Origin of the sequence: Saccharothrix lopnurensis, assembly GCF_042658445.1 — a bacterium.
GTDB classification, from domain to species: Bacteria; Actinomycetota; Actinomycetes; order Mycobacteriales; family Pseudonocardiaceae; genus Actinosynnema; species Actinosynnema lopnurensis.
Window position 1 is genome coordinate 1 of record NZ_JBHSQO010000037.1, and the last position, 13814, is coordinate 13814.

Genomic DNA, 13814 nt, shown 5'->3' on the forward strand with positions numbered 1-13814 from the left:
GGGCGGGGGGGGGCCGGGCGGCGCGGCGCGGACCTGGCCGGCGACGGGGCGGCCGCCCACCTGCGGGCGCGGGGCGTGGTCGCCGCGAGCGAGCTGCGGGCGCTGGGCTTCGGCGACGTGGGCGAGCCGGTGGGGCGGTGGCGGGTCGACCCCGGTCACCGGGCCGAGCTGGCGCGGCGTGTCCCCGAGGCGGTCGACGAGTGGCGGCGCGAGCACCCGCTGGACCCCGGCGTGCCGGTGGAGGTGCTGGCCCGCCGGCTGGGCGCGCCGGCCGAGGTGGTGGCGGAGCTGGTGCCGCACGTGGTGACCGGCCGGGTGCCCGCCGCGCCGACCCTGCCGCCCGCCGTGGAACGGGCCGTGGCGGCGGTGGAGGCGGACCTGGCGCGCGACCCGTTCCGGGCCCCCGACGCGGCGCGGCTCGCGGAACTCGGGCTGGGCGGCAGGGAGGTCGCGGCGGCGGTGCGGGTGGGCCGGCTCCTGCGCGTGGCCGACGGCGTGGTGCTCGCCCCCGACGCACCGCGCCGCGCGGCCGAGGTGCTGGCCGGGCTGCCCGCGCCGTTCACCGCCACCGGGGCCAAGCAGGCGCTGGGCACCACCCGGCGGGTCGCGGTGCCGCTGCTGGAGCTGCTGGACTCGCTGGGCCTGACCCGTCGGCTGCCGGACCACACGCGGGTGGTGCCGTGACGCCGGGGGGATCGGCGGGCTGAAGGTCGTCTCCGCCGGTCACGCCTGCTGGCCCCGCCCCCAGCTCCGCCCGCCGGTCACGCCTGCCGATCACACCCGCCGATCCGCCCCGTCCTCCACAACCCCGTCCTGCCCGACCCCGTCCTGCCCCACGGCCTCCCGCACCAGGTCCGCGTCCCGCCGCGCCGCCCGCTCCCGCTGCGGCACCACCACGTACTTCGGGTCCCGCGTGGACGCCACCCCGGCCTCGAACACCCCGAACCGCTGCAAGGCGCTGCCCGCCACCAACGCCAACCCGGACACCACGGCCACCGCCCGGCTCCGCCGCCCGCCCAGCGCCGCTCCCAGCACACCACCGGCGGTCAGCAGCTCCGACCACCGCCGCAGCCTCCCCGGCCGCCCCGACTCGTACGCCTCGCGCACCAGCCCCAACCGCGACTCCATGACCCGGGACGCCACCAGCTCCGCGGCCCCGCCGAGCACGGCGAACACCCGCGCCGGACCGGCCTGCGCCACCGGCGCGCACACCATGCCCAGCCCACCGGACGCGGCCGCCGCCGACCCGGTGAACACGAACGGCAGGTGCGGGTGCGCCTCGTGCCACGCGGGCACGGCCGTCTGCGACAGCAGCACGGCGGTGTAGGAGGCCACGGCGGGCGCGAGCGCCGCCGACGACATCCCCGCCGGTCGGGCCGCCCACCTCAGCAGCCGGCCCAGCCGCCACCGCGCGGGCAGCACCTCGGCCACCGCGGCGACGCCCACGCCGGGACCGTAGGCGACCAGGAACCACGTGCCCACGCTCATCGGCGAGGTCGGCTTGGCGACCCGCAGCATGTGCAGGAAGCGCTCCGGCCGCCCCAGGTCCATCACCAGGAACACCATCCCGGCGCCCAGCGACACCAGCGCGCCCAGCCGCCCGGCCCGCCGCAGCGCGGGCCGCCCGGTGAGGTCCGCGCCCACCGCGAGCAGCGTCGAGCCCGCCGACACCCCGCCCGCGAACAGGTAGGCGGGCACCGGCCACTCCCACGCGGGCTCCTGGAGCACCGGCCGGCCGTAGTAGGAGCGGAACTCCGCCTCGGGCACCACGGACCCATCACGCCGACCGCCACCGCGACCGCCGCCGCCACCACCGCGACCGCCGCCGCCACCACCGGGCGCCATCAACGCCCTCCCGCGAACGCCACGACCGCCGCCGCGGCGAACGCCGCCGCCGCCAGCCCGGCCCGCTTCCACATCGCGGGCAGGTCGCGGGTCGGCACCACCGGGTCCGGCGGCAGCCCGTACACCTCCGGCTCGTCCAGCAGCAGGAAGAACGCGCCGTTGCCGCCCACGCCGTCCTCGGGGTCCGCCCCGTACAGCCGGGCCCCGACCTCGCCGCGCTCCCGCAGCCGCTCGACCCGCGCCGCGGCCCGCTCGCGCAGCTCGTCCAGCTCGCCGAACTGGATGGAGTCCGTCGGGCACGCCTGGGCGCAGGCGGGTTCCTCGCCCACCCGCAGCCGGTCGTAGCACAGCGTGCACTTCTGTGCCCGCCCGTCGCCCTCGCGGCGCTGGATCACCCCGTAGGGGCAGCCGGACACGCAGTAGCCGCACCCGTTGCAGATGTCCTGCTGCACCACGACCGTGCCGAACTCGGTGCGGAACAGCGCCCCGGTCGGGCACACGTCCAGGCAGCCCGCGTGCGTGCAGTGCTTGCACACGTCCGAGGCCATCAGCCACCGGAAGTCGGTGCGCGCCTCCGGCCCGGTCGCGGTGCCGGGCCGGTCGAACGACGGCATCCCCAGGTCCCGCGCCGCCGGCTCGGGCGCGGGCCGCTGCTGCTCCACGAACGCCACGTGCCGCCACGCGTTCGCGTTGAGGTGCCCGGTGTTGTCGAAGGACATGCCCAGCAGGTCGAAGCCCGCCTCCGGCACGTGGTTCCACTCCTTGCACGCCACCTCGCACGCCTTGCACCCGATGCACACCGAGGTGTCGGTGAAGAACCCCACGCGCGGCGGGTGGTCGGCGTCGTACCCGGCCTCGCCCGCCACGTCGGGCAGCGGCCCGGACAGCCGGTTCTCGGTCACGAGTCCTCCTCGGTGTGCGCCGGACCGGTGGTGTGGACGTGCGTGCCGGTCTCGGCGGTGATCCCGGCCCGCCGCCGGTAGCCCTCCAGGTACGAGAGCAGCGCGGGCCCGCGCGGGCGGCGGCCCGGCCGCACGTCGCAGGTCGCCACCTTGGACTCCTGGATGAACACGTTCGGGTCGACCACGACGCCGAACAGGTCGTTCGGCGAGTCGCCGGTCACCAGCCCCGTGGCGCCCCAGTGGTAGGGCAGCCACACCTGGTGCACCAGGCGGTCGTGCACCGGCAGGGACCGCATCCGCCCGGTGACCACCACGCGCGCCTCCACGGCGGCGCGGCTGGTGACCACGTGCGCCCAGCCCAGGTGCTCCAGCCCGCGTTCCCGGGCCAGGTCCGGCGACACCTCCACGAACAGCTCCGGTTGCAGCTCGGCCAGGTGCGGCAGGGTCCGGCTCATGCCGCCCGCGGTGTGGTGCTCGGTGAGCCGGGCCGTGGTCAGCACGTACGGGAACACCTCGCCGTGCGGCTCGGGCGGGGCCGGGTTCGAGGGGTTGTCCGGCCGCCCGTAGACCTTGCGCGTCGGGTTGCCCTGCTGCGGGTGGATCGCGTTGCGCACCGGCGACTCGTGCGGCTCGTAGTGCGTCGGCATCGGGCCGTCGGCCAGGCCGCTGGGCGCGAACAGCCAGCCCTTGCCGTCGGCCTGCATGATGAACGGGTCGTCGCCGCGCAGCGCGTCCGGGCCGACCGCGTCCGGCGGCGGCACGTGGTCCGGCGGCTTGGCGCGCTCGAAGTCCGGCACGTCGTGGCCGGTCCACTCGCCGCGCTCGGCGTCCCACCAGACCAGCGCCTTGCGCTCGCTCCACGGCCGCCCCCGCGGGTCGGCGGAGGCGCGGTTGTAGAGCACGCGGCGGTTCATCGGCCACGCCCAGCCCCACTCGGGGGCGTAGAGGTCCTGCTCCTGCCCCGGTGTGCGGCGGGCGGCCTGGTTGACGCCGTCGGCGTAGACGCCGCTGTAGATCCAGCAGCCGGCGGCGGTGGTGCCGTCGGCCCGCAGCTCGGTGTAGCCGTCCACGGGGCGGCCGGTGGTCAGGTCGACGCCGTTGACGCGGCGCAGCACGTCGTCGGCCTGCGGCTCGTCGCCGACCACCTCGTAGTCCCACCACAGGTCCAGCAGCGGCCGGTCGCGCTCGGCGGTGGAGCCCGCCAGCCGCTCCTTGAGCAGCCGGCCCAGGTGGTAGAAGAACCACAGCTCGGAGCGCTGGTCACCCTTCGGCTCCACGGCCTTCTCGCGCCACTGGAGCATCCGCTGGGTCTGGGTGAACGTGCCCTCCTTCTCCACGTGCGAGGCGGCGGGGAAGAAGAACACCTCGGTGCGGCACCGCTCCGGCGCGATCTCGCCGGTCTCGACCTCGGGGGAGTCCTTCCAGAAGCTCGCCGACTCGATCATGGTCAGGTCGCGGACCACGAGCCAGTCGAGGTTGGCCATGCCCAGGCGCTGGAGCCGGCCGTGCGCGGAGCCCACCGCCGGGTTCTGGCCGAGCAGGAAGTAGCCGAAGACCTTGCCGTCGACCATGTCCATGACCGTGCGGTACGTGCCGTGGTCGCCGGTGATGCGCGGCAGGTAGTCGAAGCAGTAGTCGTTCTCGGCGGTCGCCTCGTCGCCCCAGTACTCCTTGAGCAGCGAGACGGCGTAGGTGTCGGCGTTGCGCCAGAAGCCCTTCTGGTGGTCGGCGCGGATGTCCTCCACGTAGGTGGCCAGGTCGGTGTGCTCGGGCGTCGGCATCGGCAGGTAGCCGGGCAGCAGGTTGAACAGCGTCGGGATGTCGGTGGAGCCCTGGATGCTCGCGTGGCCGCGCAGCGCGAACACACCGCCGCCGGGCCGGCCGATGTTGCCCAGCAGCAGCTGGATGATCGCGCCCGCGCGGATGCACTGGGCGCCCGTGCTGTGCTGGGTCCAGCCGACGCTGTAGACCAGCGCGCCGGTGCGCTCGCGGCCGGAGTTGGCCGTCCACAGCTCGCAGACCGCGCGGAACAGCTCCTCGGACACACCGCAGACGCGCGCCACGACCTCCGGGGTGTAGCGGCTGAAGTGCCGCTTGAGCACCTGGTAGACGCACCTGGGGTGCTGGAGGGTCGGATCGGCGGCGATGGGGTCGCTGCCGCCCTCGACCTTCGGCCCGCCGCTGCCGTGCTGGTAGGGCGTGGACCGCTCCTTGTCGCCGGAGGGCCCGTCGTGCTGCTCGGCGGACTCCTCGCGGTCCACCGTCTCGTACTGCCACGAGGTCGGGTCGTAGGAGGCGGTCGCCTCGTCGTAGCCGCTGAACAGCCCGTCCAGGTCCTCGGTGTCCCGGAAGTCCTCGCTCACCAGGAAGGAGGCGTTGGTGTAGGGCACCACGTACTCGCGGAAGTCCAGCCCGTTGGTCAGGACGTGGTTGATCACCCCGCCGAGGAACGCGATGTCGCTGCCCGCGCGCAGCGGCACGTGGACGTCCGCGTGCGCGCTGGTGCGGGTGAACCGCGGGTCGATGTGCAAAACCCTCGCACCGCGCTCCTTGGCCTCCACGACCCACTGGAAGCCCACGGGGTGGGCCTCGGCCATGTTGGAGCCCATGATGACGATCACGTCGGAGTTGACCAGGTCCTGCTGGTAGTCCGTCGCGCCGCCGCGACCGAAGGAGGCTCCCAGACCGGGAACCGTGGCGGAGTGTCAAATACGCGCCTGGTTCTCGATCTGGAGGGCGCCGAGCGCGGTGAACAGCTTCTTGATCAGGTAGTTCTCTTCGTTGTCCAGGGTCGCGCCGCCGAGGCTCGCGAACCCGAGCGTGCGGCGGACGCGGTCGCCGTTCTCGTCCACGTCCTGCCAGCCCCGGTCGCGGGCGTCCAGGACCCGGTCGGCCACCATCTCCACGGCCCGGTCGAGGGCCAGCTCCTGCCACTCGGTGCCGTAGGGCGGGCGGTAGAGGACCTTGCGGGCGCGCTGCGGCCCGGTCACGAGCTGGGTGCTGGCCGAGCCCTTGGGGCACAGGCGGCCGCGCGAGATCGGGCTGTCCGGGTCGCCCTCGACCTGGAGCACCTCGCCGTCGGCCACGTAGACGCGCTGCCCGCAGCCCACCGCGCAGTAGGGGCAGACGGACTTGGCGACGTGGTCGGCGTCGGCGGTGCGGGCGCGCAGGTCGGCGGAGCGGTCGGACTGCGCGGCCTTGCCCCGGCCCAGCGGGTCGGGCCCGGTGAGCTGCCGGAACACCGGCCAGGAGGACAGCCACCGCCTCGGTCCCACGCCCACCTCCGATGCCTACGGCAACCATGCTGGCACCTCCGCGCGGGGGCCGCACCTCGGCGGACCGGCTCCACCGCCGCCCGCTTCACCTCCCCGGCTCCACCGCCCCGGCCGGCCGCAGCACCGGCACCAGGGCCAGCGCCGGGACCAGCAGCAGCGGCACGACCAGCAGGGCCCGCAGCACCCCCACCTGGTCGCCGAGCAGCCCCACGACCGGCGGGCCCGCGAGGAACGCGGTGTAGCCGATGAGCGCCACCACGCTCACCCGAGCCGCCGCGCGCTCCGGGTCGTCGGCGGCGGCGCTCACGCCCACCGGGAAGCCCAGCGACGTGCCCAGGCCCCACAGCGCGACCCCGGCCACCGCCACCGCCGGACCCCCGAGCACGGCCACCACCACCCCGACCACCGCGAGCAGCATCCCGCCCAGCACCACCGGCACCCGTCCCCAGCGGTCCAGGGCGGTGGTGCCGAGCACGCGGCCCAGCGTCATCGTGGTCACGAACACCCCGAACACCGCCGCGCCCGCGGCCGGTCCGAACGCGTGCCCGTCCACGAACGCCACGGCCAGCCAGTCGTTCGCGGTGCCCTCGGTGAGCGCCAGCACCATCACCAGCAGCCCGATCAGCAGCGTGCGCGGCTCCCGCCAGGCCGCCAGGACGCCGCTGCCGCCCGCCCGGCCGTCCCGGGAGCGGAACGGGCGGGCCGCGACCGCGGTGCCGACCAGCACCACCGCGGCCACGCCCACCAGGTGCGCGGTGACGGGCAGCGCCACCCACGCGGCGAGCGCGGCCAGCCCCGCCGCGGCCACCGTGCCCAGGCTCCACAGGCCGTGGAAGCGCGGCATCACCGCCCGCCCCAGCAGCCGCTCGACCTCGGCCGCCTCCACGTTCATCGCCACGTTGCAGGTGCCCGACCCGTACCCGAGGGCGAACAGGCCGACCGAGGCGCCCGCGACCGACGGCAGCGCGCCGACGGCCGTGCCCGCGACCACCAGGCCGAGGGCGACCACCCCGGTCGAGAGCCGGACGGTCCGCCGGGTGCCGAGGCAGTGGGTGACCGCGCCGGCGGTGACCATCGCGAGCGTGGAGCCCGCCGACAGGGCGAGCAGCACCAGGCCGAGGGCGCCCGCGCCGAGGCCCAGGGCGTCCCGGGCGGCGGGCACGCGGGCGAACCACGTGGCCACGGCGAGGCCGTTGAGCGCGAACGTGACGCCCACGCCCACCACGAGGGGGCGCGGGGGAGCGGGCGGGGTGCTGACGGACATGGGTGCTCCTCCGGGGGTTGGGGGAACTCCACGCCTGGAAGCGCTTCCACCGCAAGCGGTGGTTCCTCGGGGTGGTGGGGGCTGGAGGGTCAAAACGGGTTCAAGACCCGATCGGGGACTGGGTCCGGTGGGGCGGGGCTGCCACGCTGGGGACGGCAGCGGACGTGAGGAGTTGGACCGTGGACGAGGGCGCCGCCGGCGGGGTCGGGCAGAGGGTCGCCGCGCTGCGGAAGTTGCTGGGGCTCAAGCAGCACCAGCTCGCCACGGCGGCGCACGTGAGCATGAGCCTGGTGAAGAAAGTGGAGGCGGGGCACGCCCCGGCGTCGCCGTCGTTCACCGCCGCCTGCGCGAAGGCGTTCGGGGTGGAGGTGACGGTGTTGACCGGTCAGCCCTACGAGGAGCTGACGGTCGACACGAGGCAGGACTTCGCCGGGATTCCCGAACTGCGCCGGGCCCTCGACCGCTACGACGCGCCGGAGGTCGACGGACCGGTGTGGGACGCGGTGCGGTTGCGCGCGGCGCTGGACGAGGGCGAGGCGCTGCGCCGCAGGGGCCGGTACACCCTCATGACCGAACGCCTGCCCCTGTTGCTCCAACACCTGTACGCGAACCTCGCCGAGTCGTCGACCGCCGACGCGACCGAGGCGGCACACGCGCTTCTCGGTGACGCGTACAGCCTCGTGGCGGCCATCGCCTACCGGTTCGGCTACCTCGACCTGACCGCGCTGGCCCGGGACCGGATGAGCCACTCGGCCCGGCGGTCCGGCGATCCGCTGCGGGTCGCGGTCGCGCAGTTCTTCCGGTCGACCTTGCAGCTCCACCGGGGTGACTACGACCTGGGGATGCGCTGCGTGGACCGGGCCTTGGCGCTGGCCGGTGAGCAGGGCACGCCCGAGGGGCTGGCCGTCGTCGCCCAGCTCCACCTGCGCCAGGCCATCTTCGAGGCGCGGAGGGGCAACGGGCGGGAGGCGGATTCCCACATCGACGAGGCGCGCGGCCTCGTCGCCCGGGGTGTGCCGGCCTACCCCTACTTCCAGGTCTCCTCCAACCGGGCCAATGTGGAGATCCACTCCGTCGCGGTGCCGGTGGAGATGTCGGACGGCACCACGGCGGTCGCCCGCGCGGAGAGGACGCACCTGCCCGTGGAGGGGCTGAAGGAGGACGCGACCAGGATCGGTCACCACCACATCGACGTGGCGCGGGCCTGGGTCCTGCACGGTGACCGGGAGAAGGCCCTCCGATCGCTGTACACAGCCCGTGCCGTCTCGCCCCAGCAGACCCGCTACCACCCGGCCGTCCGCGAGACCCTGCACGCCATCGCCGCCGCCGACCGGCGCGCCACCGACTCCCTGGCCGGGTTCGCCCGCTGGGCAGGCGTCAAGGTCTGACGCACCAAGCCTGGAAGCGCTCTCACGCGGGTGCCACACTGGCCCGGTGGCCCGGGAGGCGTGGCGCGGCGCGAAGCTGACGGACGTGGCGCGTGCCGCCGGCGTGTCCCCGGCGACGGCGTCGCGCGCCCTGAGCGGTCGCGGCCCGGCCTCCGCCGCCGTGCGGGCGCGGGTCGCCTCGGCCGCGCGGGAACTCGGCTACGTGCCCAACGCCGCCGCCCGCGCCCTGGCCACCAGGGGCGGGCCGCGGGTCGCGATCGGCGTCGGCGGTCGGAGCGCGCACGTGCTGGCCGATCCCTACGTCGCGCGCGTGGTCGCGGCCGCGGCGACGGTGGCCGGGGCGCACGAGGCCGGTGTGTCGCTGCACTGGCTGCCGCTGCACGACCCCGGCGCGCTGGCGCGGTTGGGCGAGGACCGGGGTGTCGGCGGCATCGTGGTGGTCAACCCGACGCCGGAACTGCTGGCCGCCGTGCCGAGGGCGGCGCGTGGCCGGGTCGCGGCCATCGGCGTCGGCACGCGCGAGGTCCCGGCGTTCGACGTCGACAACGGCGGCGGCACCGCGAGCGTGGTGGCGCACCTGCTGTCCTCCGGTCGGCGGCGGATCGCGATGGTCACCGGGGCGGCGTGGCTGCCGTGCGTCCGGCGGGCGGTCGACGCGTACGAGCGGCTGGTGGGTGGGGCGGGCTGCCCGGTCAGGGTGGTGCCGGGCGACTTCACCGCGGCCCGGGGCGAGGTCGCGGCGCTGGAGGTGCTGGCCCGCTGGCCGGACACCGACGCGGTCTACGCCCTGGGCGACCTGAGCGCGTTGGGCGCGCTGGGCGCGTTGCGGCGGGCGGGGGTGGACGTGCCCGGCGACGTGGCGGTGGCGGGCTTCGACGACCTCGCGGTGGCGTCCCCGAGCCGCCTGACCACCAGCACCAACCCGGTGGAGGAGATCGCCGCCGGGGCCACCGCGGCGGTGCTGGACCGGTACCGGGGCGTTCCCGAGCGGCTGTACCCGTCGACGCTGGTGCTGCGCGACAGCGCCTGAGCGTTCCGGACCCGGCGGAGCGGGCGATCCCCGATACTCGACCCTCCCGAGCCCCCGTCCGGAAGCGAGAACCATGCAGCGCAGCCTTTTATGGGCGGCGATCGCCCTCGTCGGCGCCACCGCCGTCCTGCTCGTCGTGCCGATCTGGTTCCTGAACGCGGACCAGTACCAGGCGCTGGCCACCGGCGTGCAGGCGCTGGGCGTCACCGTCGCGCTGGTCTTCGGCGCCGGCACGCTCCTGTCCGACACCCGGAACCGCAGGGTCGACCGGGCGCTGGCCCTGCACGCCGAGCTGACCACGGGTGACGTGCAGGCCGCCCGGGTCCGCCTGCTCCTGCGCCTCCAGGCGGCCCGGGAGGAGGGGAAGGTCCGGCCGGTCTCGCTGGACCGGCTGCGCACCGACGGGGAGTTCGCCGCCTACGCCGACCCGGCGCAGGGCAGGCCGATCCGGGACGCCAACGTGGTGCTGCGGCACTTCGACCGGGTCAACGCGGCGCGGGTCGCCGGCATCGTCGACCTCCCGTTCCTGCACGAGCTGATCGGCGTCCACGCCCTGTGGTGGGACCGGGCGATCACGCGTGACGAGGACGAGCCCCTCCTGCGCCGCGGCCTGGCGGAACTCGCGACCTGGGTCGAGCGGCACAGCCGCACGGAGGCGCGGGACGCCCACTACCTGGAGGGGTGGGCCAGGTACCTGCGCCGCGACTTCGCCGAGCCGGGGGAGGACCCCGCCGCCCTCCGGTGAGCGCCGGCTCCATCTGACACTGTCATGTTGACAGTGTCAGATGGATAGGGCAGCATCGTGCCCGTGAGCGACGAGGAGCTGTGGACGATCGAGCAGCTCCCGGACCGGGTCGCCGCGCTGCTGGCCGACAACTACGACGGCCAGCGCAGCGGCCGGGTGCGGGAGCTGCCCAACGGTCGCGCCATCCGCTGGTACACCACCATCGGGCTGGTGGACCGGCCGGTGGCGCACCGGGGGCGCACCGCGCTGTACGGGCGGCGTCAACTGCTCCAGGTCGTGGCGGTCAAGAAGCTCCAGGCGGCCGGGCACACGATCGCGGAGATCCAGGGGATGACGGTCGGCGCGTCCGACGCGCGGCTGGCCGAACTGGCGGGGGTGGTGGGGGCGGCCGGGCCGGCTGGGTTGACCGGGTCCGCCGGGCCGCCTGGGTCCGCCGGGCCGCCTGGGTCCGCCGGGCCGCCTGGGTCCGCCGGGCCGCCTGGGTCCGCGGGGTCTGCCGGGACCAACGGGCGGCCCGGGGCTGCGGCGGAACCGGCCCGCAGCGCGGCGTTCTGGCGCGAGCGGCCCGAAGCGCCGCCGGACGTCGCGCTTTTCTCCGGCACCGGGACCGGGGCCGACACCGCGCCCACCGCCGGGTCGCCGGCGGCCGAGGTCCCGGCCACCCCACCCGCCGTCGTCCCCGCCCTGCGCCTCGCGGACGGCGTCACCCTCGTGCTCCACACCGCCGACCGCGTCCCCGACGCCACCGACCTCGCCGCGATCCACGCCGCCGCGGCACCCCTGCTCGACCTGCTCACCCGCACGGGTCTGGCCCCGACCACTGGAGAGGACAACGGATGACCACCCGTATCGGAGTCGTCGAGACCACCGGGGACCACCGGCCCACCGAGGACGACGGCCTGGGCTGCCTGCGCACCGAGCGCGGCAACCTCCCGCTGGAGGCCCTGGACGTGCACGCCACCGTCACCGGCCTCGCCTCGCGCACCACCATCACCCAGACCTTCCACAACCCGCACGACGAGCCGCTGGAGGCGACCTACGTCTTCCCGCTGCCCGCCCGCGCGGCGGTGACCGCCCTGCGCGTGGAGGCCGACGGCCGCGTGGTCGAGGGCGTGCTCAAGGAACGGGGCCGGGCCAGGGCCGACTACGACCGGGCCCTGTCCGACGGCAAGCGCGCCGCCATCGCCGAGGAGGAGCGGCCCGGCGTGTTCACCACGCGCGTCGGCAACGTCCTCCCCGGCGAGCGGGTCACCGTGCGGCTCACCCTGGCCGGTGTCCTCGCCTACGAGGACGACGCCGCCGAGTACCGCCTCCCGCTGGTCGTGGCGCCCCGCTACGTCCCCGGCGCGCCGCTGCCCGGCGGCCAGGTCGGCGACGGCGTCGCCCGGGACACCGACGCGGTGCCGGACGCCTCCCGGATCAGCCCGCCGGTGCTGCTGCCCGGCTTCCCGAACCCGGTCCGCCTCTCCCTGGTGGTGGACGTGGACCCGGCCGGCCTGCCGCCCGCCGAGCCGTCGGCCAGCCTGCACGCGACCGTCACCGAGGAGACCGCCACCGGCTACCGGATCACGGTCGAGCCGGGCGCGCGGGTGGACCGGGACTTCCTGCTGCGCCTGCGCTTCGCCGACGCGGGCGCGGTCCGCACGTCGCTGGCGGTGCGCCCGGACGAGGACGGGACCGGCGGCACGTTCGCGCTGACCGTGCTGCCGCCGGAGGGCGTCGGGCGCGAGCGGGGTCGGGACGTGGTGCTCGTGCTGGACCGGTCGGGCTCGATGCACGGCTGGAAGGTCGTCGCGGCGCGCCGGGCCGCGAGCCGCGTGGTCGACTCGCTCGGCGCGCGCGACCGGTTCGCCGTGCTGGCGTTCGACAACCACCTGGACAGCCCCTCGACGCTGCCCGACGGGCTCGCCGAGGCGACCGACCGCAACCGCTACCGCGCGGTGGAGTTCCTGGCGGGCCTGGAGGCGCGGGGCGGCACCGAGATGCTCGCCCCGCTGCGCCGGGCGGCCGAGCTGCTCGGCGGGGAGACCGGGCGGGAGCGCGTGCTGGTGCTGGTGACCGACGGGCAGGTGGGCGACGAGGACCGGTTGCTGCGCCAGGTCGCGACCGGGCTGGCGGGCGTGCGCGTGCACACCGTGGGCATCGACCGGGCGGTGAACGCGGCGTTCCTGCAACGGCTCGCCGGTTCCACCGGCCGCTGCGAGCTGGTCGAGTCCGAGGACCGGCTGGACGAGGCCATGCGGCAGATCCACCACCGCATCGGCGCGCCCGTGCTGACCGGCCTGGACGTGCGACCCGCCGGCCTGGCCGTGGACGTGGCGTCGCTGGCGCCCTCGCCGCTGCCGGACCTGTTCCCCGGCGCGCCGGTGGTGGTCACCGGGCGGTACGCGGGTGGCTCGACCGGCGGGGTCGAGGTCACCGGCTCGGGCGGCTGGCGGCAGCGGTTGGACGCCGTGACCAGCGACAACGCCGGGTTGACCGCGCTGTGGGCCAGGGCACGGGTGCGCGACCTGGAGGACCGGTACGTCGTGGGCGCGGGGGACCCCGGCGAGTTGGAGCGGCGGATCGTGGAGACGTCGCTGCGCTTCGGCGTGCTGTCCCGGTTCACCGCGTTCGTGGCGGTGGACGAGCGCGTGGTGAACGAGGGCGGGCGGGTGCGGCGGGTCACGCAGCCGGTCGAGCTGCCCGACGGCTGGGCTGCGCCGGACATGTCGGTGGGTGGTGGTGGTTACGGCGCGTCGGCCGGGATGCCCGCCGCCTTCGCCGCCGCGCCCGCCCTGATGTCCGCGCCGCCGGCGGGGGGAGTGCTGCGCAAGCGCGCGGGGCGGCCCGGTGGGATGCCGGACCTGCCGAGGCCCGGTGCGCCGGTGCCTGCCGGGCCGGTGCCCGACGCGCCGGTGCCTGCCCCGCCCTCGCCTGCCCCGCCCTCGCCTGCTGGGCCGGTGCCTGCCGGGCCCTCGCCCGCCGCGCGGCCGTCCGCCGTGCCGAAGCCCGTCGCGCCGTCGCCTGCCGCGCCGCCGAAGCCCGTCACGCCGGAGCCCGCCCCGAACGTGGCCGAGTTCCTCCTCGACGTGCTGGCGCGGCTGCGCGGCGCGGACGACCCGCGCGCGCACGGGACCCTGCTGCGCCACCTGCACGAGGCGATCACCCGCCACCTGCCCGCGTGGGAGGCGGCCGGCGCGCCCGCCGAGCTGACCGGGGCGCTGACCGGGCTGGTCGCCGCGCTGGCGGTCCCGACCACCGACCCGGCGGAGGTCGAGCGCCGGCTGCGGCTGGCGATCACGACCCTGGAGCCGCTGGTCGAGCCGCGTCGGCGCAAGCCGTTCTGGAAGCGGTGACCCCGGGGGAACGGCGGGCCGGGCGTG

The 13814-nt window shown here is 76.0% G+C and carries 10 protein-coding genes; 6 read left to right on the forward strand and 4 right to left on the reverse strand.

The window, feature by feature from the left end; translation table 11 throughout:
• The coding region (locus ACFP3R_RS27540; protein ID WP_380639838.1) for a SelB domain-containing protein at positions 1–684 on the forward strand (684 nt) is incomplete at its 5' end.
• 90 nt (positions 685–774) lie between these two features.
• Here ACFP3R_RS27540 and nrfD read toward each other — a convergent pair.
• The 4 genes from nrfD to ACFP3R_RS27560 all read right to left on the reverse strand — a co-directional run bounded on the left by nrfD (position 775) and on the right by ACFP3R_RS27560 (position 7286).
• Positions 775–1845, reverse strand: a complete 1071-nt coding sequence (gene nrfD / locus ACFP3R_RS27545) for an NrfD/PsrC family molybdoenzyme membrane anchor subunit (protein ID WP_380639840.1) — start codon at positions 1843–1845, stop codon at positions 775–777.
• On the reverse strand, positions 1845–2747 hold the full coding sequence (locus ACFP3R_RS27550) for a 4Fe-4S dicluster domain-containing protein (protein WP_380639842.1): 903 nt from the start codon (positions 2745–2747) through the stop codon (positions 1845–1847). Before ACFP3R_RS27550 ends, nrfD begins: the two co-directional genes overlap by 1 nt.
• Positions 2744–6022, reverse strand: a complete 3279-nt coding sequence (gene fdh / locus ACFP3R_RS27555; RefSeq protein WP_380639844.1) for a formate dehydrogenase — start codon at positions 6020–6022, stop codon at positions 2744–2746. The genes ACFP3R_RS27550 and fdh overlap by 4 nt, the downstream gene beginning before the upstream one ends.
• Before the next feature lie 85 nt (positions 6023–6107).
• Entirely contained in the window at positions 6108–7286 is a 1179-nt protein-coding gene (locus ACFP3R_RS27560; RefSeq protein ID WP_380639846.1) for an MFS transporter, read from the reverse strand.
• A gap of 179 nt (positions 7287–7465) precedes the next feature.
• Here ACFP3R_RS27560 and ACFP3R_RS27565 point away from each other — a divergent pair, with 179 nt between their 5' ends.
• The 5 genes from ACFP3R_RS27565 to ACFP3R_RS27585 all read left to right on the forward strand — a co-directional run bounded on the left by ACFP3R_RS27565 (position 7466) and on the right by ACFP3R_RS27585 (position 13787).
• A complete protein-coding gene (locus ACFP3R_RS27565) occupies positions 7466–8674 on the forward strand; it encodes a helix-turn-helix domain-containing protein (protein WP_380639848.1) in 1209 nt (402 codons plus the stop codon).
• A 46-nt stretch (positions 8675–8720) separates the two neighbouring features.
• A complete protein-coding gene (locus tag ACFP3R_RS27570) occupies positions 8721–9704 on the forward strand; it encodes a LacI family DNA-binding transcriptional regulator (RefSeq protein ID WP_380639850.1) in 984 nt (327 codons plus the stop codon).
• Between the two features lie 73 nt (positions 9705–9777).
• Positions 9778–10449, forward strand: a complete 672-nt coding sequence (locus ACFP3R_RS27575) for a hypothetical protein (protein WP_380639852.1) — start codon at positions 9778–9780, stop codon at positions 10447–10449.
• A 63-nt stretch (positions 10450–10512) separates the two neighbouring features.
• Positions 10513–11289 (forward strand): MerR family transcriptional regulator, encoded by a 777-nt coding sequence (locus tag ACFP3R_RS27580; protein WP_380639854.1) that lies wholly within the window; start codon positions 10513–10515, stop codon positions 11287–11289.
• Positions 11286–13787 carry a VIT domain-containing protein gene (locus tag ACFP3R_RS27585; RefSeq protein ID WP_380639856.1) on the forward strand — a complete coding sequence of 834 codons (2502 nt, stop codon included), beginning with the start codon at positions 11286–11288 and terminating at the stop codon, positions 13785–13787. Before ACFP3R_RS27580 ends, ACFP3R_RS27585 begins: the two co-directional genes overlap by 4 nt.
• The last annotated feature ends 27 nt before the right edge of the window (positions 13788–13814 follow it).

Bases quoted from the DNA above. Each gene is read 5' to 3' on its own strand.
- ACFP3R_RS27575 (WP_380639852.1), top strand. From the start codon at position 9,778: ATGCAGCGCAGCCTTTTATGGGCGGCGATCGCCCTCGTCGGCGCCACC.
- ACFP3R_RS27585 (WP_380639856.1), top strand. From the start codon at position 11,286: ATGACCACCCGTATCGGAGTCGTCGAGACCACCGGGGACCACCGGCCC.
- ACFP3R_RS27560 (WP_380639846.1), bottom strand. From the start codon at position 7,286: ATGTCCGTCAGCACCCCGCCCGCTCCCCCGCGCCCCCTCGTGGTGGGC.
- nrfD (WP_380639840.1), bottom strand. From the start codon at position 1,845: ATGGCGCCCGGTGGTGGCGGCGGCGGTCGCGGTGGTGGCGGCGGCGGT.